Genomic DNA, 18,871 nt, shown 5'->3' with positions numbered 1-18,871 from the left:
TGACGCCCGTACCAACATGAGCGATATTCATGCAAAAGCCTCACATGCTCCAAAACCGCACAGGTTTGTTATGATCCCGCTCCTTCGTAATGGTCTTTCCGAGTAGTCCAAATGTCCGATCGCAGCGTCCGCCTTCAAGCTCTCAAGCAAGCCCTCAAAGAGCGCATCCTGATACTCGACGGCGGTATGGGCACGATGATCCAGAGCTACAAGCTCGAAGAGCAGGATTATCGCGGCAAGCGCTTCGCTGACTGGCCGAGTGACGTCAAAGGCAACAACGACCTGCTGGTGATCACCCGTCCGGACGTGATCGGTGGCATCGAGAAAGCCTATCTGGATGCCGGCGCCGACATTCTCGAAACCAACACCTTCAACGCCACGCGCATTTCCATGGCCGATTACGGCATGGAAGAGCTGGCCTACGAACTAAACGTAGAAGGCGCCCGCCTGGCCCGCAAGGTCGCCGACGCCAAGACCGCCGAGAACCCGGCCAAGCCGCGTTTCGTCGCCGGCGTGCTCGGCCCGACCAGCCGTACCTGTTCGCTGTCGCCTGACGTCAACAACCCGGGCTACCGCAACGTCACCTTTGATGAGCTGGTGGAGAACTACACCGAAGCCACCAAAGGCCTGATCGAGGGCGGCGCCGACCTGATCCTGATCGAAACCATTTTCGACACCCTCAACGCCAAAGCAGCGATTTTCGCCGTGCAAGGTGTGTTCGAAGAGCTGCATATCGAACTGCCGATCATGATTTCCGGGACCATCACCGATGCGTCCGGCCGCACCCTGTCGGGCCAGACAACCGAAGCGTTCTGGAACTCGGTGGCCCACGCCAAACCAATCTCGGTCGGCCTCAACTGCGCGCTCGGCGCCAGCGAATTGCGTCCGTACCTGGAAGAGCTGTCGAACAAGGCCAGCACCCATGTGTCTGCGCACCCGAACGCCGGCCTGCCCAACGAATTCGGCGAGTACGACGAACTGCCGTCGGAAACCGCGAAAGTCATCGAGGAGTTCGCCCAAAGCGGTTTCCTCAACATCGTCGGCGGTTGCTGCGGCACCACGCCGGGGCATATCGAAGCCATCGCCAAAGCCGTGGCCGGTTATGCCCCGCGTGAAATTCCAGACATTCCCAAGGCCTGCCGCCTCTCGGGTCTGGAGCCGTTCACCATTGATCGCAGCTCGTTGTTCGTCAACGTCGGCGAGCGCACCAACATCACCGGCTCGGCGAAATTCGCCCGGCTGATCCGTGAAGACAACTACACCGAAGCTCTGGAAGTCGCCCTGCAACAGGTCGAGGCCGGTGCGCAGGTGATCGACATCAACATGGACGAAGGGATGCTCGATTCGAAGAAGGCCATGGTGACCTTCCTCAATCTGATCGCCGGTGAACCGGACATCTCGCGCGTACCGATCATGATCGACTCGTCGAAATGGGAAGTGATCGAAGCAGGCCTCAAGTGCATTCAGGGCAAAGGCATCGTCAACTCGATCAGCATGAAAGAAGGCGTCGAGCAGTTCATCCATCACGCCAAACTGTGCAAGCGCTACGGTGCTGCCGTGGTGGTGATGGCGTTTGACGAAGCCGGCCAGGCCGACACCGAAGCGCGCAAGAAAGAAATCTGCAAACGTTCCTACGACATTCTGGTCAACGAAGTCGGCTTCCCGCCGGAAGACATCATCTTCGACCCGAACATCTTCGCCGTCGCCACCGGTATCGAAGAACACAACAACTACGCTGTCGACTTCATCAACGCCTGTGCCTACATCCGCGATGAACTGCCATACGCGCTGACTTCCGGCGGCGTGTCCAACGTGTCGTTCTCGTTCCGTGGCAACAACCCGGTGCGCGAGGCGATTCACTCGGTGTTCCTGCTGTACGCGATCCGTGCGGGCCTGACCATGGGCATCGTCAACGCCGGGCAACTGGAGATCTATGACCAGATCCCGGTCGAGCTGCGCGACGCCGTTGAAGACGTGATCCTCAACCGCACGCCAGAAGGCACCGACGCCCTCCTCGCCATCGCTGACAAGTACAAGGGCGACGGCAGCGTCAAGGAAGCCGAGACCGAAGAGTGGCGCAGCTGGGAGGTCAACAAGCGTCTGGAGCATGCGCTGGTCAAAGGCATCACCACGCATATCGTTGAAGACACCGAAGAGTCGCGCCAGTCGTTCGCCCGTCCGATCGAAGTGATCGAAGGCCCGCTGATGTCCGGCATGAACATCGTCGGCGACCTGTTCGGCGCCGGCAAAATGTTTCTGCCGCAGGTGGTGAAATCCGCTCGCGTAATGAAGCAGGCCGTAGCGCACTTGATCCCGTTCATTGAACTGGAAAAAGGCGACAAGCCGGAAGCCAAGGGCAAGATTCTCATGGCCACGGTGAAGGGTGACGTGCACGACATCGGCAAGAACATCGTTGGCGTGGTGCTCGGTTGCAACGGCTATGACATCGTCGACCTCGGCGTGATGGTCCCGGCAGAGAAGATTCTGCAAGTGGCCAAGGAGCAGAAGTGCGACATCATCGGCCTCTCCGGCTTGATCACACCGTCGCTGGATGAGATGGTTCACGTTGCCCGTGAGATGCAGCGTCAGGACTTCCACCTGCCGCTGATGATCGGTGGCGCGACCACCTCCAAAGCGCACACGGCAGTGAAGATCGAGCCGAAGTACAGCAATGACGCCGTGGTCTATGTCACCGACGCCTCGCGCGCGGTGGGCGTGGCCACACAGCTGCTGTCGAAAGAATTGAAGGCCGGTTTCGTCGAAAAGACCCGCCTGGAATACATCGACGTGCGCGAACGCACTTCCAATCGCAGCGCTCGCACCGAGCGTCTGAGCTACGCCGCTGCTGTCGCCAAGAAGCCACAGTTCGACTGGGCCAACTACGAGCCGGTCAAACCGACGTTCACCGGCAGCAAGGTGCTGGACAACATCGATTTGAAGGTATTGGCCGAATACATCGACTGGACGCCGTTCTTCATCTCCTGGGATCTGGCCGGCAAATTCCCGCGCATCCTCGAAGACGAAGTGGTCGGTGAAGCCGCCACCGCGCTGTACAAGGATGCGCAGGAAATGCTCGCCAAACTGATCGACGAGAAGCTGATCAGTGCCCGTGCGGTGTTCGGGTTCTGGCCGGCCAATCAGGTGCATGACGATGACATCGAGCTGTACGGCGATGACGGCAAGCCAATGGCCAAGCTGCATCATCTGCGCCAGCAAATCATCAAGACCGACGGCAAACCGAACTTCTCCCTCGCCGACTTCGTGGCACCTAAGGACAGCGAAGTGACCGACTACGTCGGTGGTTTTATCACCACCGCCGGCATCGGCGCCGAAGAAGTCGCCAAGGCTTATCAGGACGCTGGCGACGATTACAACTCGATCATGGTCAAAGCCCTCGCCGACCGCTTGGCCGAGGCTTGCGCCGAGTGGCTGCACCAGCAGGTGCGCAAAGAACACTGGGGTTATGCCAAGGACGAAGTGCTCGACAACGACGCGCTGATCAAAGAGCAATACAGCGGCATCCGCCCTGCCCCGGGTTATCCGGCCTGCCCGGATCACACCGAGAAAGCGGCGCTGTTTGCCTTGCTCGACCCCGAAGCCGAAGAAATGCGTGCTGGCCGTAGCGGCGTGTTCCTCACCGAACACTACGCGATGTTCCCGGCGGCAGCGGTCAGCGGTTGGTACTTCGCTCACCCGCAAGCGCAATACTTCGCGGTGGGCAAGATCGACAAGGATCAGGTGCAGAGCTACACCTCGCGCAAGGGTCAGGAACTGAGTGTGACCGAGCGCTGGCTGGCACCGAATCTGGGTTACGACAACTGAGACCCGGCCCGGGCATGAGCGCAACTCGCGCTCATGCCCGGGCAACCGCGCAATCATTGGCGATGTGACGGGCCTGGCTGGGGTGACGGCGGCGTGGGTGGCACCGCGTCCCCTATCGAGGCCAGCGCCTGCATTTCTGCACGCGACAGCTCCATCAGATTAGCGGTTCGGGCACTGGCCAACTCTACCTCCAGCTCATGCAGCGCCTTCGTGTACTGATCCAGAGCGGGCCCCTCGGTTCTGTCGGGATGCGCATCCTCGACCTCATCCTGGCGTTTAGAGGCGTTGCGCTCAACCGCATCGAATGCGTCCGGATGGCGCTCGCGCAGATACCGCTCCCAGTAATCACGCGAAATCAGATCCTCGATAAACACATCGGAGGCCTCGTCGGCGAGCACCGAGGCACGTGCGCGGGCCAGTTGCTGCCCACGAATCGGTCTGCCGAACATCATGTGCTCGGGTTGCCCCGGCAGCTCCAGCCCATCGGGCCAGCCCGAGGTCATGCCGATTCGATATTCCAGACGTACTTCTGCCCTGTCCTGTCCGCGCCCGGCGCGCTCTGCCAGACGGTCGACGCGGCCCAGACGAAAGAGCCGGCGCGACAGATCCAGCAAGGCGCGGCCGCGCTGCTCCGGGCGCTGGCGCGGAATATCGCGCAATGCGTTGTACTCATAGACCCGGCTTTCCAGTTCGCTGAAGGACAGGATGCGCCCGTCGGAACAGGCGCCGTGGGTCTCGGCATTGATGAACAACAGTTGCCGCAGTTCGGTGTTTTCCGTGGCGGCTTGTATGACACGCCATACGCGATGCGTCAGGTCGGCGCGCGACAGGCGGAAATCACTGGTATCGCGCAGCGTCGACAGCAAGTGAAAAAACGCCTGGCGGTTATCTTCCTGGGCGAGCTGCACCCACAGGCTGGTTCTGCCGGATCGCACTTCAGCCCGGGTATCGACGAGCCACGGCTGCAAGGCTGAGTCGGACACCTCGAATGACGGATTGAGCAGGGTTTCGATGGGTTGCACATTGGCATGGGTATCGTCGCCATCACTGTCGCTGTCGCCCGGAGAATCGATGTCGGAATCGAAATCGCTGTCCGAGTCGCTGATGATCGCGCTGATGCGCAAATCGAGTTCCTGACGCGAAATCCCCATCACCGCAACGTCGCCGTGTGCAGCGCTGTAATTGCGCATTTGCTCAAGGCTCATCAGCGACAACTGATAAGTGTCGGCGAGCTGCGTGCCGCCAACCAGTGGCTCATGGGTGCCGTCCAACAGTCGATCCGGAATGACCCTGAAATCGTTGCCGCTCAGGTTCAGGGTCCGCAGGTTCGGCGCCTCCAGCGTCCCTTCCGGCCACTGCGCCAGACCGTTGTAGGCCAGATTCAGCGTCTCCAGACGATTGAAGGTGCGGGCATCGAATTGATTGAGGTGGTTATGACCCACGTCCAGCCAGCGCAATTGATCACGACCGGGCAGCCGGTACAACGATTGCGCATCAGCGAACTGGTTGCCGTTGAGTTCCAGGCGTTGCAGCCGGCTCATGCTGAGCACCGCTTGCGGCAGCGCACTCAGTTCGTTGCCGTTGAGCACCAAAGTGCTCAACTGCGGGAAAGCCTGCAAAAAGCCATTGGACCCCTGCGCGGTGATTCGCGACCCCGTCAGATTCAGCGTCCGCACGTGGTCGAATTCGGCTGTCAGCGAAGGCAGGTCGCCGGTGCGCGGCCCCATCAGGCTGAGCTCCTGGCCGGCGTCGGGGGTCAGGGCTGTCACCCCGTCCTGCCAGCATTCGCGAATGCTCAGAGCGGCGAATCCGCGCCCATCGGCGCTGACCACCGCATGGGGCGAACGGGTCTCGCGGGTAAAGATCCAGCCATTGAGCTGGCGCGTCAGTGACTCGTTGGTCTGCTGCCATTCGCCGAGACGGTTGCTGATCTGCTCGTCGCTCATCCTCGCGCTGCGCAGTCGCGAAATGCATTGCTCGGCTTCCGCGGGCGAGATCACTGGATTCAGATTCTGCAGACGTTCAGCGAATCCTGAGGCCTGCGTGCCGGTATTTGCCCTGCGGGGCAGCGGCAACAGGTACTCGACGATGGACCTGGCCGTCTCGCCGGGAGGAAAATCTGCCGGTACGGGTTCCAGCGCAAATCGCTGCAGCGCCCCTACCGGCAACCCCCTGACGTTCTCCACGCGTTGCTGCGCTGCGTTCAACGCGACTTGGCCTTCGGGACTGAAGGCATTCCCGTTCAGGCTGGTTTTGAGCAGCGCCTCATCGTCGGCCAGAACCGCTGGCGGCAACGAGTCGATGGCATTGTCGCGCAGGTCGGCCCAATCAAGCTGCGGCAAATGCTCGGCACCTGCGGGCCATGCCTCGAGTTCAGTGGCGCGCAGGTTCAGCGCCTTGAGCTTCGTCAGCGCGCTGACGTCCAGGGCAGTCAGCGGATTCTGGCTGGCATTCAGGTATTCAAGGCTGGACATGCGGCTGAACTGGCTCTGCACGTGCGGCGTGACGACTACGCTGTTGTAGGAGATATCGAGACGGCTAAGTTGCGGCAGATCGCCCGGTCCGATGGGCAGTTCACTCAAGCCATTGCCGCTGATTTCCAGGGTTTGCGTGCCGCCGAAAGCCCGAATGAAACCGCGCACCTGCTCGACCGGCGCATCCAGCCAGCCCAGCCGCAAGGTGGTCACATCGGCGAAAATCCCGGCCGGCAATGGCGGCAGTTCGCTGATCTTTTCATAGCCCAGCAATTGCGACATTTGCGCGCCCGATGCGGGCAATTCGAACAGGGTCACTTTTTCATTCAAGCCATAGCGGGCTCGCACCACGGCGCGCCAGTTGATCTCCAGTGCGCGCAGAACGCTGGCATTGGGTTCCTGGGTCCAGCGCAACGCTCGCCGGGCGGTGCGTAGTTCTGCCGACGTGCCGGGCTCATAGAACTGGCGAAAGATCCCGGCGTGTTCGGCGCGTAACGCTTCTACGGCGGCGAGCCTCGTCGCGGGCGTATCCCAGAGGGTGAGGATCCGCTCAGGCAAGGGGTTGATGACACCGGGCTCACCGGTCAGAAACGCCAGTTCCCCGTAGCAGAAACCGCGAACCATCAGAGGCAGGTCAACCAGATGCCCCAACGGCCCGGCGTAATTCCTGACGTACTCGTACGCGGGTTTGAAAGCGTCATGGGTGAACTTCGACCAATCCAGCGACAGCCCCGCCCAGAGTTTTTCATGTCCGCTGTACAGCGCCTGCGGAATGACATTGATCGAGGTGTTGGCCAGATCCAGACGCTCCAGTTGCGGGAGGTGCTGCGCAAAGGCAGGCCATTGCGTCATGGCCGGCGCATCGATCGTGAGGCTCTTCAACTGCGTGAGCGGCGTCAGATCGAGGTTGTGCATGGCGGCAGGATCGACTCCCTCGCACTCAATGTGCAGCGCTTCAAGTGACGTCAGTCCCTGTAATCGTGTGGGGAAATCGGCGGCCAACTTGAACGCATGGGATCTGAATCGCAGGTTCTTCAGCGAGCGCATCGCACTGAGCGAATGCGGTACGGTCGTCAGCGGCTGCGCACCGGCCGTGTAGGTGTCGAGAAAGTTGCCGCGTTCGCCCAGCGAGAGTTTTTCCACGTCGGGAAAGCGCGCCAGAAAATCATCGGCATTGGCATCCGTCAGCCCGCGCCCGCCCACGGACAACTCGCGGATGTGGCTGAAATCGGTGGTCAACCCCGGCAACGGCTCGAGACTGCTGATCACCAAGCGATCCGCACCGGGTTCTGCGGCCAACGGCGCCTGGCGCCAACAGGCCTTGAGCGCTTGTGCGGTCAGGGTTTTGCGCTCATATGTTGCCTGTGCGTCGGAGCGTGCCGGCGCATCGCGCAACGGCTGCTCCGGCGCAGGTCCCAGCCATCGGTCAAGCGCGGCATTCAGCCCGTCCCAATCGCGCTGCCGGTGCTGCAACAGGTTGAAAATATCCTTGTCGGTTTTCCCCGCCTGCAACTGCCGGAGGATGAAGCCGTTGGCCTGCTGATCGGTCAACTGCGGATACACATCGCGCACGCGCACGGTCAGGTGCGGGTTCAAGCCAGGGCCGCGACCACTGGCGTAGTAGCCCGACAATCGTTCGTTGATCCGTGTTGGCGGTTTGAACCAGGCGGCCTGCGGTTCCAGCAGAGTCACGGCCTCAGTGCGATGCTGAACGGCATGCTCGATGATCCTGCGGCGTAACTCGGCACTCTGGCTGACCTCAGGCACCGCAAGGCTGCGTCGGGCGTCATCGGGCAAGGCGTGCATGATCGAGACATAGAAATTGTCGCCGGCGTCTGGCTGGCTGTTGAGCGCTTCGCCACGCTCATCGAAGGCCTGAAAGCGTTGGCCTTTTTTGACCAGGTATTTTTTGTCGCGGGCGCTCTCGCTGCCGACGCTGTCGAGCAGCGCGCCGCGCTGGCTGCCCTCGCGGACTTCGAGGCGCACGGTGTCCGGCCAGCCCGGCAGGTTTTGCAGGGTGTGCAACGCCAGACGCCGGCTATCGGCGGTGGCGATATTTTCACTGCGCAGCCCCGCGTAAGCGCGAGTCTGGCGTCCCTGTTGCTGAAACCAGCGCGCCTCCTCCAGCAGACGCAGGGGCACTCCTCGGTTGGCGTTGAGCCGCTCGATTTCTTCAGGCCGGGCATGCGCGAGGATTTCCTCGGCCGCGGCATCGCCGAGTCCCGGACAGGTCCTCCGTAGCAATCGGACGCGCGCGTCTGCCGGCGAAGTGCCGCGATAAATGCTGTCGAAAATCGCCGGCTGGCGAGTCCGGGCGTAATCGGCAATATGCCGACTGAATTCTTCGGCACGGGCATAGCGCAAGCGCGCCCCGCCCTCACCGAGCAGTCGAATGATTTCAGGCTCATCGAGCTGGGCGAGAATGCGTGCCGTCAGGTCGCCGCGCAGGATGTCGGCGCGGCTCACCCTGATCGGCGCCCTGACGACCGCGCCGCGAATCTGGGGGCTGGCGCCATAGGTGAGCGACTCGCCGGTCAATCGATCCCCATCGAACACCTGCAGCACGCGGCTGGCCGGCCAGCGCGGCATTTCCGTCACCAGCGGCAATGCGTACAGATACAGCGAATCAACCGCTTGGCTGCCGCGCAGTTGCGTGATGACCCGTGCCGAATCCGCATCGGCCCGGAACAGACGCATGGCGTCCTGTAACTCGGGTGGGGGCGGCGCGTTATCCAGATGCATCTTGCGCAGCGCGTTATCGCTGACGCCGCTGATATCGGCCACCTTGAGCAACTGCGCATCGGAAAATTCTTCGGCGGCATGGCCCATACGCCGCAACAGGGTCAATCGGTCCCACTGCAGAGGACGTTCCAGGGTATGCCGCCAGGCACCGCGGCCATTGTGTTCAAGCAATGGCTGGTAAGCGTCAGGATCGGAGGGATGCCTGATGCGCCATTTGCCCAGTGATTCATCAAAGAACTGTTGGTAAGCCTGACCGCCCTGGCGCATGTAGGTTGTTCCATCGACCCGATGCTGCCCTGACAGATTCGGACCGCCGCTGGCCTCCAGTGCCACCGGGGAAGCATAAGCACGCAGATCCGGTTTCCACAGCCGGGTTTTGCCATTGGGCAATGTCACCGGGCGCAGATCTTCGAGCACTGCGGGTGCTTCGGCCGCCTGAAACTTGCGTACCCCGGCGCCCACCCCGGCCATCAACGCAATCTGCACGAGGTTTTCTGCCACATCCACCAGATGATCCTTGGCTGCCCGGCGATCGCCCTCCCCCCACTCGACCGCACCTTCAAGGGTTTCGTACAACAACTGCCCGGCCATCACTACCATCATTACTTCGCCCAGGACTGGCACGAACATCGACACCAGGTTCAGGCCCAGCAGACCGACCTCCATAAGGTGGGCCAGCTTCGCCTCTCGGGCCTTGGCGTCGACCTCTTGGGTCGGCACCGCATGACTGCGCGCATCGGCCAGCACTTTGGCGCAATGTTGCTGGTAGAGGTATTCCCAGAGATCCTCGTTTTCCGCCCAGATGCCTCGCCCCTTGCGCGTGAGGGTAGAGGGTGCGAGATACGGATCCGCTGCCGGCGCAAGTTTCGCCGGACGTTCGGGCGGCAGCTCCCTGATATGGGTAAATGCTGCGGTGTGAGTAAACGCGTTGACAATCGTGCGCCAGGGCGAGCGCCACGGATCGCTGGGGGAGTCGGCGGCCTTTTGCGTGAACTGGCTGAAATAGTACGGTCGCTGGTCGTAGGGGACGAATTGGCTGAAAAAGCGTTGGTACGGGGTCGGCTCTGCGCCGGTGACCGCGGCGCTTCCTGCAGTGAACAGGCGCTTGAACTCTTGCTTCATCTGCGCGCCGCAGTAGCGCTTGAGCGGATGTTCGGGATCGTTGGGAACGTAGAGAATCACTTCGTCGCTGTAGCGATATTTTTCGCAGATCGAGAACGCCACGCAGCCAGTCATGCGCTTTCTCATCAGGCCCAGGTCTTCGAACCAGACCTGCTTGCGGCCCATCCACGGATGCCTCTCGCCGTTGATCACCGAAACGATCATCGTGTAGTCCGCCGGTTCAATGTCCTTTTTCAACAGCGCCAGTTCAGCGGCGGCGCGCAGGGCTGCCTTCTGACTGGCGATGAACGGTTCGCGAAGTGCGGTGGGCGCAGTCGTGGCGGCCGGAGAAAAGAAGCCCTTCAGATACGCCTGGTATTGCTTGCCGATGTCCAGGCTGCGGCACAACGTCAGAAACTGGCTGACGCTGAGGTTGACCAGCACCGCTTCGTAAGTGTCCGTTGTAGCGGTTTGCTTAACGAACCCGGAAGTCTTGTGATAGGCCCCCGGTTTGCATTCGTAATCTTCGAAATTGTGCAGTGCGGCGTCGAGCATCGACAGCTTGAGCACTTCGAACGATGACAGTTCGATCTCGAAAATGCTGATTTCCAGTGGACGCCGCAGGCACAGCAGGATCTTGTCGACATCCACTTGCAGCTGGAATCGGTCCTTCAGGGCCTTGATCAACAGGGGCCGGGCGAAAGCTTCAACGTCCTGAAACGTCGCCATGCTTTGGTCCAGACGGTTCTGCGCCTCAAGACTGGCGACGAAGCTCAAATTCAAGGCCTCGCGCTGGTCAGGTGCGGCGTTGCGGTACCACGGTGGCAGCGTTGTATGAATGTCCTTGAATGCCTGGCGTCTTTGCGTCGAAGCGTCGGTCAGCCATTGGGGGATGGATTGTTCGAGGAAGTCGCCGTGCAGGCTTTGGGTTGCCGCTGGCCGGACTGTTGGCGCAATGGATGAGGTGACGGTCATGGTCGCTCCTTTTTGGTGGAGCCAAGAGCAGACCATCTCGAACATTCGCATCTGCGGTAGATAGATATCGCACGGTGAGTGGAAACCCGTCGACTGTATGGGCGTGCGCCGGCAGGCCATCCAGTGGCAAGTTGGCTATGCTCTTCTGGACAACTGACGCTACGAGGGATTTATGGACGATCCAGTCGACAACAAACCGCCGAGCTTCTGGCAAATGTTGCACAGCGTGATGGCGGCAGCGTTCGGCGTGCAGAGCGGCAAGAACCGGGCAAGGGACTTCACCCACGGCAAGCCCAGCCATTTCGTGCTGCTGGGCATTCTGTTCACGGCGGTGTTCGCCCTGACGCTGTTTGCCATCGTCAAACTGGTGCTGCATTTCGCCGGGGTTTGACGAGTTTCAGCGCATCAAGGTCTGCAAGGTGAACGGATAACGGTAGGAAGCCGGGCGGCCCTTGGCCGAGAGTTTGCGAAAACTCACGCCGTAGTCTGGCGACTCACCCATGGCCAGCATTTGCCGGGCCTGCCTTTTGTCGATCAGTTGCAACAAGGGCAACTGCCGGTCACGCCCGCCGAACTGATTCAGATCGACGCCTTGCTGATCGTCATGCACTTCCACCAGGGCCCAGCCGCCCAGGGTGAAGTGCCCGCCCAACAATGCACTCAGACGCCCGTCGACCATCGCCTGCAAAGCCGCCGGTGAAGTATTGACCGCGCTGAACAGGGCGTCTTTGCCCGGGACCTTGCCGGTCTCGGAAAACGCGCGCATTGCGCCGAACGCCATCTCATCATTGGCCGACCACACCAGCGACACCTTCGGATAGCGGGCGAACAGCTGTTTCGCCTGTTCGTAGGCACGTTGCTGCGTCCAGCCGCTGTAGACCAGTTGACGCAGGCGTACCTGCGGATGCTCGGCCAAAGCGCGCTGCATGCCGTGTTCGCGCAACTGCGCCGACGGGGTGATCTTCAGACCGGAGAACGCCAGCACTTCAATCGGCTCATTCGCGGCAACGGGCGGGTGCAGACGAATCAGTTCCTTCATCATCAGATAACCGCCCTCCTCGTCGTTCGGCACCAGACTGCCGATGCGGTCGGTGCGCTCACCGACCAGGGCCTGCTGATTGGGGGTCAGCGCGGCGTTGACGATAAACAGCTTTACCCCGCTGTTTTGCGCAAGACGCAGGATCTGCGGCGCCACGTATTGTTCGTTGGCGAATATCAGGTAATCGGGCCGATTCGGGCCCTGCAACGCAAGACGCGCCTGCGCCAGGGTCAGTTCAGGCTGGCGCTGGGAATAGAGGATTTGCAGATCGATACCCAAGTCCCGGGCGGCCGCCTGCATGAATTGTGAATAGCTGAGCCAAAAGGCTTCCTGCGTCGAGCCCGGGTTCAGAAACAGCACAGACTCCGCCCGCGCGCAGGTGGAAAACACCGCACCGAGCAGCAGAAAGCTGACGTGGAGAAACTTGAACATTAATCATCCGGGCCCAAGGAAAAATGGCCGCGCATTATAGCCATCCAGACACCGGCTATTGACGCCTGATCCCGTTTTTTGTCCGACAATCGTCGGGCACGGGCCCGGATGGGTCGTTTACTGATGACTGACCCAGAATACCGCTGTCCCCACGACCAGAATGATCAGGAACAATATGGCCCATGCATCAACGCTGCTATCGCTTTTCCTTGCCTTGGTCGGATTGCTCATTGCATCGCCTCTTATCGGTTTTATCGGTGATTGCAGAAAGACTCGTCCACAGTTAAGACGATGATTGTCCGCACGACAAATGTGGATTAGTTAATAACAGTTCTCGTTAGGCGATTTGGTTCTTTACATATACTCAAACATCACTTTTGCGCATAACTGCAAACGGGTATATTGCCCCGGCTCCGTTAGGGAGTGCGCGGCCGTGCGCGCAGAATTGCAGAGGCACCATCGGACTCCAGCAAGCGAAAACGCAGCGTTTTCCGAGTAGCCCAAAGCCTGAGAACAGGACTTATATGTACGTATACGACGAGTACGATCAGCGGATCATCGAGGACCGCGTCAAGCAGTTCCGTGATCAGACCCGACGCTATCTGGCAGGTGAGCTGAGCGAAGAAGAATTCCGCCCCCTGCGCCTGCAAAATGGCCTGTACATCCAGCGTTTTGCGCCGATGTTGCGTGTTGCGGTGCCTTACGGCCAACTGACTTCGCGTCAGACGCGCATGATGGCCAAGATTGCCCGCGACTACGACAAGGGCTACGCCCACATCAGTACCCGGCAGAACGTGCAGTTCAACTGGCCGGCGGTGGAAGACATCCCGGACATCCTCGCCGAACTGGCCACCGTGCAGATGCACGCGATCCAGACCAGCGGCAACTGTCTGCGCAACGTCACCACCGACCAGTTCGCCGGTGTCGCCGCCGACGAATTGATCGACCCGCGCCCATGGTGCGAAATCGTCCGTCAGTGGACCACCTTCCACCCGGAATTCGCCTACCTGCCGCGTAAATTCAAGATCGCCGTCAACGGTTCGACCGCTGACCGCGCCGCCATCGAAGTTCACGACATCGGTCTTGAACCCGTGCATAACGAAGCCGGCGAACTGGGTTTCCGCGTGCTGGTGGGCGGTGGCCTGGGTCGTACTCCGGTCGTCGGTGCGTTCATCAACGAGTTCCTGCCATGGCAGGATCTGTTGAGCTATCTCGACGCCATCCTGCGGGTCTACAACCGCTACGGCCGTCGCGACAACAAATACAAGGCGCGGATCAAGATCCTCGTCAAAGCCCTCACCCCTGAAGTGTTCGCACAGAAAGTCGATGCGGAAATGGAACACCTGCGCGGTGGCCAGACCACGCTGACCGAAGCCGAACTGCATCGAGTGGCCAAGCACTTCGTTGATCCGGACTACAAGGCGCTGGACAACCAGACCGCCGAGCTGGCCGCACTCGACAAGGAACATCCAGGCTTCGCCCGCTGGCGCACCCGCAACACCCTGGCGCACAAAAAGCCGGGTTATGTGGCCGTGACCCTGTCGCTGAAACCGACCGGCGTCGCGCCAGGCGACATCACCGACAAGCAGCTCGACGCCGTTGCCGATCTGGCCGACCGCTACAGCTTCGGCCAACTGCGCACCTCCCACGAGCAGAACATCATTCTTGCCGACGTCGAGCAGAGCCAGTTGTTCACCCTGTGGGGCGAGCTGCGTGAAGGCGGTTTCGCGACGCCGAACATCGGCCTGCTGACCGACATCATTTGCTGCCCGGGCGGTGATTTCTGCTCGCTGGCCAACGCCAAGTCGATCCCGATTGCCGAATCGATCCAGCGCCGTTTCGATGACCTCGATTACCTGTTCGACATCGGTGAGCTGGACTTGAACATCTCCGGATGCATGAACGCCTGTGGTCACCACCATGTGGGCCACATCGGCATTCTCGGCGTGGACAAGAAAGGCGAAGAGTTCTATCAGGTCTCCCTCGGCGGCAGCGCCAGCCGTGACGCGAGCCTGGGCAAGATCCTCGGCCCGTCCTTCGCTCAGGAAGCCATGCCTGACGTCATTTCGAAGCTGATCGACGTGTACGTGGAACAACGTACCGAAGACGAGCGCTTCATCGACACCTATCAGCGTATTGGCATCGACCTCTTCAAGGAACGCGTCTATGCAGCGAATCATTAAGAACAACGAAGTCGTCGACGAAACCTGGCACTTGCTGCCCAAGGATTTCAACATCGACGAGATCAGCAATTGCGACGATCTGATCGTTCCACTGCAACTGTGGCGCGAACACAGCCGCATGCTCAAGGCCCGCGACGGTGGCTTGGGCGTATGGCTGGACGCCGACGAAGAAGCCGAGGAAATCGGTGACGACGTCGCCGAGTTTCAGGTCATTGCGTTGAACTTCCCGGCGTTCACCGACGGCCGCAACTACTCCAATGCACGTCTTTTGCGTGACCGTTACGGTTTCAAAGGCGAGCTGCGGGCAATCGGCGACGTGTTGCGCGACCAGTTGTTCTACATGCACCGCTGTGGCTTCGACGCCTTTGCCGTGCGTGCGGACAAAGATCCCTACGAAGCCCTGGAAGGTCTCAAGGACTTCTCGGTGACCTATCAGGCCGCCACTGACGAACCGCTGCCGCTGTTCCGGCGTCGCTAGGCTTTCGGCCTTCCCTGCTGACAAAAAGCTGCGGACAAAAAAACGCCGGTCAATGACCGGCGTTTTTTATGCCTGACTGTTTTACCAGAAACGTTGCTGCGTCAAACGACTCCACCAGCTCAACAGCACGCGATCCACCGAACCGCTGGCCGCCATGCCGATGCGCTCTTGCAGGCTTTTGCGTTCGGCGTAATGCAAGTGATAGACCTCGGCCTGTTTGGCTTTCTGAGCGAGGTATTCATCGCTGGTCTTGAGCTCATCCACCAGTTGCATGTCCAGCGCCGCGACGCCGAGCCAGACTTCGCCGGTCGCCACTTCGTCGATGGCCAGTTGCGGGCGGTAGCGGGCAACGAAGTTCTTGAACAGTTGATGGGTAATGTCCAGGTCTTCCTGGAACTTCTCGCGGCCCTTTTCGGTGTTTTCGCCGAACACGGTCAAAGTGCGTTTGTACTCACCGGCGGTCAGCACTTCAAAATCGATATCGTGCTTCTTCAGCAAGCGATTGACGTTAGGCAACTGCGCAACCACACCGATCGAGCCCAGAATCGCAAACGGCGCACTGATGATCTTCTCGCCGATGCACGCCATCATGTAGCCGCCGCTCGCCGCGACCTTGTCGATGCAAACCGTCAGCGGCACGCCGGCTTCGCGGATACGCGCCAGTTGCGACGACGCCAGACCGTAGCTGTGCACCATGCCGCCGCCACTCTCCAGGCGCAGGACGACTTCATCCTTGGGCGTGGCGAGGGTCAGCAATGCGGTGATTTCGTGGCGCAGGCTCTCGGTGGCCGAGGCCTTGATGTCGCCTTCGAAATCGAGCACGAACACGCGAGATTTGGCCTCGGGCTTGTTCTTTTGCTTCTTCGCGCTTTTCTCGGACTTGGCCTCGCCCTTGCGCAACGCCTTGAGCTGATCCTTGTCGAGCAGCGTCTGCTCCAGACGCTCACGCAGGCCCTTATAGAAATCATTGAGCTTGCTGACCTGCAGCTGCCCCGCCGACTTGCGCCGCCCCTTGCTGCGCAGCGCGGCAAAACTGGCAAGCACCACCAGGATGGCGATCACCAGGGTAACGGTCTTGGCCAGGAAACTGGCGTATTCGGTGAAAAACTCCACAGAGACTCCTTAAAACGATGCGTGGATGTACGGCACACGCGGAATGGTTCCAGCATACCCATGCGCCGGCTCGTCGGCCAGCCGTGAAAACTCTGGCAACACGCCTGTAACGGGCATTTCAAACAAGCGTATGTTTTTTCATTGACAGCTCAGCATCATCCTCATAACCTCGCCAAACCTTCAACGTACCGGGATGACGCGGACGTGGGCAGCATCTATCTGATTCGACATGGCCAGGCCTCCTTTGGTGCAGACGACTATGACGTCCTGTCGCCGACCGGTGTGCGCCAGGCAGAAATCCTCGGCCAACACCTGGCCGAACTGGGGATTCGCTTCGATCGCTGCCTGTCGGGTGATCTGCGGCGCCAGCAACACACGGCCACCAGCGCGCTGGAACAGTTCACTGCCCAAGGCCTGTCGGTACCAACGCTGGAAACCGATTCTGCCTTCAACGAATTCGATGCCGACGCGGTGATTCGCGCCCTGCTGCCGGCGATGCTGCCGGAAGAACCCGAGGCCCTCGACATCCTGCGCAACGCCGCGCAAAACCGTGGTGAGTTCCAGCGCATCTTCGCCTTGATCATCGAGCGCTGGCTGGCGGGCACCTACGATACTCCGGGGCTGGAGAGCTGGCTGGGCTTCGTCGAGCGAGTCCGGGGCGGGTTGCATCGCATCCTTGAGCAGGCGGAAAAAAACCAGAAAATCGCCGTGTTTACCTCCGGTGGCACCATCACCGCCCTGCTCCACCTCATTACGCAAATGCCTGCCAGACAGGCCTTTGAATTGAACTGGCAAATCGTCAACACCTCGCTCAACCAGCTGAAGTTCCGCGGTCGCGAGGTGGCTTTGGCCTCCTTCAACAGTCATGCACATCTGCAACTGTTGAAGGCCCCGGAACTCATCACTTTTCGTTGAGTCCGGATTACCGTGAACCTTGCTGTATCAACCAAATAAGGATTGAACCATGACCTCCGTAGCTGACGCCGTACAAGCAATGAAAGCCAAGTTCAACCCAGCCGCTGCTGCCGGTCTGGATCTGGTCTTCGGTTTCCGCATCGACGAGACCAAAAACTTCTCGCTGATCGTCAAGGACAGCACCTGCGAGCTGCAAGAAGGCGAGAACCCGGACGCCCAGGTCACTCTGGTGATGGACGGCGAAACCCTGGAAGGCATCGTCGACGGTTCGACCGACGGCATGCAGGCGTTCATGGGCGGCAAACTGCGCGCTGAAGGCGACATGATGCTGGCGATGAAACTGTCCGAGCTGTTCCCTTCGTAAGACTGCCGTTCGCTTACAAACAAATCCCGCCTGATTGGCGGGATTTGTCGTTTCAGGGTCACTGGATGCCGTCGGCGTCCAGCTCCTTGAAGACCTGCCGATCGGCGATCTGGGTCTGACTGTCGGGGTACATCAACTGGACGCTGCCACCGGGGATGATTTCACCGGTTTGCGCATCACGGGCGAAGGTGATGACATACCGCTCACCCTGATACTTCAGGTAAATGTTGTAATAATCCTGCGGCTGATCCGGCGCTGCAAAAGCGCTGTAGCGATAGCGGGTCCGTGGCACCAGCATTGGCCAGTGCTTTTGTAGCAACTCGCCACTCACTTCGGGATCCGCAGACTCCAGAGCAACAATCGCCGTCGCGACCAATTCATCGTTATTTGCCGAGGTCAGAATTAGTGGCTGTGTGCGTTGCATGGTGATGAGACTGACCTTGCCATTCACAACATCCCGACGGTACATACCGTTGCGAAACCACCTGGAAGCATCAAAGCGGTTCTCTTCAGGGCTCCAGTCGCCGTAATACATATCAACCCTTGAAGGGTAGAGATAAACACTCAACGGAAGAATGACAGCAAGCAGCACGAGCGCTTGAACGACCCTGGTCCTGAAAAAATGACTTTTCACTCGATGACCTGCGAACGTCTGCGTCGACGACTTACGTTCGATATTTGAATTTCGCCTGCGGAGTTTTTCAAACTCTGCAGTTCAACGCTTTGCGTCAGCCGCTTTTTCAAGCTCGCGCTGTACTTGCAGGTATGCGACTTCTTCATCACTCCCTTTCACCAAGTGCGAAGCCATGGCTCCGGTCAGCAGCTGCTTGTCGTTGACGTCCCAATCCAGAGTGACGACGTAGGTATCGTGCTGAAGCGTTACAAACAGCCAATAGGAATCCACTGGCTTGTCCGGTTCAGCGAATGCGCTGTAGGCATAGCGTATTTGACGGCGCAAATCCGGGGTATTCAGGACAAGATCTTCTGTGTCGACCTTCGGATATTTCTGTTCGATCGCCACCAGAACCTTGGTCAAAAGAACGTCGTTTTCAATCGACTGCAAGCTTTCCGGCTTGTTACGCAGCATTGTCAACGGACTCGCCTGCGGCGGCGTCTCCATCAAACGCGGGCGGTACATGCCAGAGCTGAACCACCGAGTGGCGTCAAAGCGGACTTCTTCGGGACTCCAGGCGCCGTAATACATCATCACTTTGGCGGACATATGATCTTCCT

General features: G+C 59.9%; 11 protein-coding genes. 6 read left to right on the top strand and 5 right to left on the bottom strand.

Features of this window, described 5'->3' with window-relative positions:
- The first annotated feature begins 111 nt into the window (after nt 1–111).
- Nucleotides 112–3,822 (top strand): methionine synthase, encoded by a 3,711-nt coding sequence (gene metH, locus ACIONG_RS04710; RefSeq protein WP_401297061.1) that lies wholly within the window; start codon nt 112–114, stop codon nt 3,820–3,822.
- Between the two features lie 53 nt (nt 3,823–3,875).
- On the opposite strand, the gene ACIONG_RS04705 is transcribed toward metH, so the two are convergent.
- On the bottom strand, nt 3,876–11,114 hold the full coding sequence (locus tag ACIONG_RS04705; protein ID WP_401297059.1) for an NEL-type E3 ubiquitin ligase domain-containing protein: 7,239 nt from the start codon (nt 11,112–11,114) through the stop codon (nt 3,876–3,878).
- Between the two features lie 172 nt (nt 11,115–11,286).
- Between ACIONG_RS04705 and ACIONG_RS04700 the strand changes: the two genes are divergently transcribed.
- Nucleotides 11,287–11,505 carry a DUF2970 domain-containing protein gene (locus tag ACIONG_RS04700; RefSeq protein WP_042559414.1) on the top strand — a complete coding sequence of 73 codons (219 nt, stop codon included), beginning with the start codon at nt 11,287–11,289 and terminating at the stop codon, nt 11,503–11,505.
- A gap of 6 nt (nt 11,506–11,511) precedes the next feature.
- Here ACIONG_RS04700 and ACIONG_RS04695 read toward each other — a convergent pair whose 3' ends face one another.
- Nucleotides 11,512–12,585: an ABC transporter substrate-binding protein gene (locus tag ACIONG_RS04695; RefSeq protein ID WP_401297057.1), complete on the bottom strand. Its 1,074-nt coding sequence runs from the start codon at nt 12,583–12,585 to the stop codon at nt 11,512–11,514.
- A gap of 524 nt (nt 12,586–13,109) precedes the next feature.
- Here ACIONG_RS04695 and ACIONG_RS04690 point away from each other — a divergent pair.
- A complete protein-coding gene (locus ACIONG_RS04690) occupies nt 13,110–14,768 on the top strand; it encodes a nitrite/sulfite reductase (protein WP_103302364.1) in 1,659 nt (552 codons plus the stop codon).
- On the top strand, nt 14,752–15,246 hold the full coding sequence (locus tag ACIONG_RS04685) for a DUF934 domain-containing protein (protein ID WP_095189786.1): 495 nt from the start codon (nt 14,752–14,754) through the stop codon (nt 15,244–15,246). Before ACIONG_RS04690 ends, ACIONG_RS04685 begins: the two co-directional genes overlap by 17 nt.
- Before the next feature lie 81 nt (nt 15,247–15,327).
- On the opposite strand, the gene sohB is transcribed toward ACIONG_RS04685, so the two are convergent.
- Nucleotides 15,328–16,359 (bottom strand): protease SohB, encoded by a 1,032-nt coding sequence (gene sohB / locus ACIONG_RS04680; RefSeq protein WP_401297055.1) that lies wholly within the window; start codon nt 16,357–16,359, stop codon nt 15,328–15,330.
- A 204-nt stretch (nt 16,360–16,563) separates the two neighbouring features.
- On the opposite strand from sohB, the gene ACIONG_RS04675 reads away from it, so the two are divergent.
- Together ACIONG_RS04675 and ACIONG_RS04670 are read left to right on the top strand one after the other, a co-directional pair.
- Nucleotides 16,564–17,274 carry a histidine phosphatase family protein gene (locus ACIONG_RS04675; RefSeq protein WP_103302366.1) on the top strand — a complete coding sequence of 237 codons (711 nt, stop codon included), beginning with the start codon at nt 16,564–16,566 and terminating at the stop codon, nt 17,272–17,274.
- Between the two features lie 49 nt (nt 17,275–17,323).
- Nucleotides 17,324–17,638, top strand: a complete 315-nt coding sequence (locus ACIONG_RS04670; protein ID WP_103302367.1) for an SCP2 sterol-binding domain-containing protein — start codon at nt 17,324–17,326, stop codon at nt 17,636–17,638.
- 58 nt (nt 17,639–17,696) lie between these two features.
- On the opposite strand, the gene ACIONG_RS04665 is transcribed toward ACIONG_RS04670, so the two are convergent.
- Nucleotides 17,697–18,272: a hypothetical protein gene (locus tag ACIONG_RS04665; RefSeq protein WP_401297053.1), complete on the bottom strand. Its 576-nt coding sequence runs from the start codon at nt 18,270–18,272 to the stop codon at nt 17,697–17,699.
- A gap of 81 nt (nt 18,273–18,353) precedes the next feature.
- Nucleotides 18,354–18,860: a hypothetical protein gene (locus ACIONG_RS04660; protein ID WP_103302369.1), complete on the bottom strand. Its 507-nt coding sequence runs from the start codon at nt 18,858–18,860 to the stop codon at nt 18,354–18,356.
- Between the last annotated feature and the right edge of the window lie 11 nt (nt 18,861–18,871).

The organism is Pseudomonas sp. NPDC087817, assembly GCF_044742875.1.
Taxonomy (GTDB): domain Bacteria; phylum Pseudomonadota; class Gammaproteobacteria; order Pseudomonadales; family Pseudomonadaceae; genus Aquipseudomonas.
Note: the sequence above shows the minus strand (reverse complement) of the source record. Positions and strands in the feature narration are given on the sequence as shown.

Coding starts and splice junctions, on each gene's coding strand:
- ACIONG_RS04705 (WP_401297059.1), bottom strand. CDS start 11,114: ATGACCGTCACCTCATCCATTGCGCCAACAGTCCGGCCAGCGGCAACC.
- ACIONG_RS04700 (WP_042559414.1), top strand. CDS start 11,287: ATGGACGATCCAGTCGACAACAAACCGCCGAGCTTCTGGCAAATGTTG.
- ACIONG_RS04695 (WP_401297057.1), bottom strand. CDS start 12,585: ATGTTCAAGTTTCTCCACGTCAGCTTTCTGCTGCTCGGTGCGGTGTTT.
- ACIONG_RS04690 (WP_103302364.1), top strand. CDS start 13,110: ATGTACGTATACGACGAGTACGATCAGCGGATCATCGAGGACCGCGTC.
- ACIONG_RS04670 (WP_103302367.1), top strand. CDS start 17,324: ATGACCTCCGTAGCTGACGCCGTACAAGCAATGAAAGCCAAGTTCAAC.
- ACIONG_RS04685 (WP_095189786.1), top strand. CDS start 14,752: ATGCAGCGAATCATTAAGAACAACGAAGTCGTCGACGAAACCTGGCAC.
- metH (WP_401297061.1), top strand. CDS start 112: ATGTCCGATCGCAGCGTCCGCCTTCAAGCTCTCAAGCAAGCCCTCAAA.
- ACIONG_RS04660 (WP_103302369.1), bottom strand. CDS start 18,860: ATGTCCGCCAAAGTGATGATGTATTACGGCGCCTGGAGTCCCGAAGAA.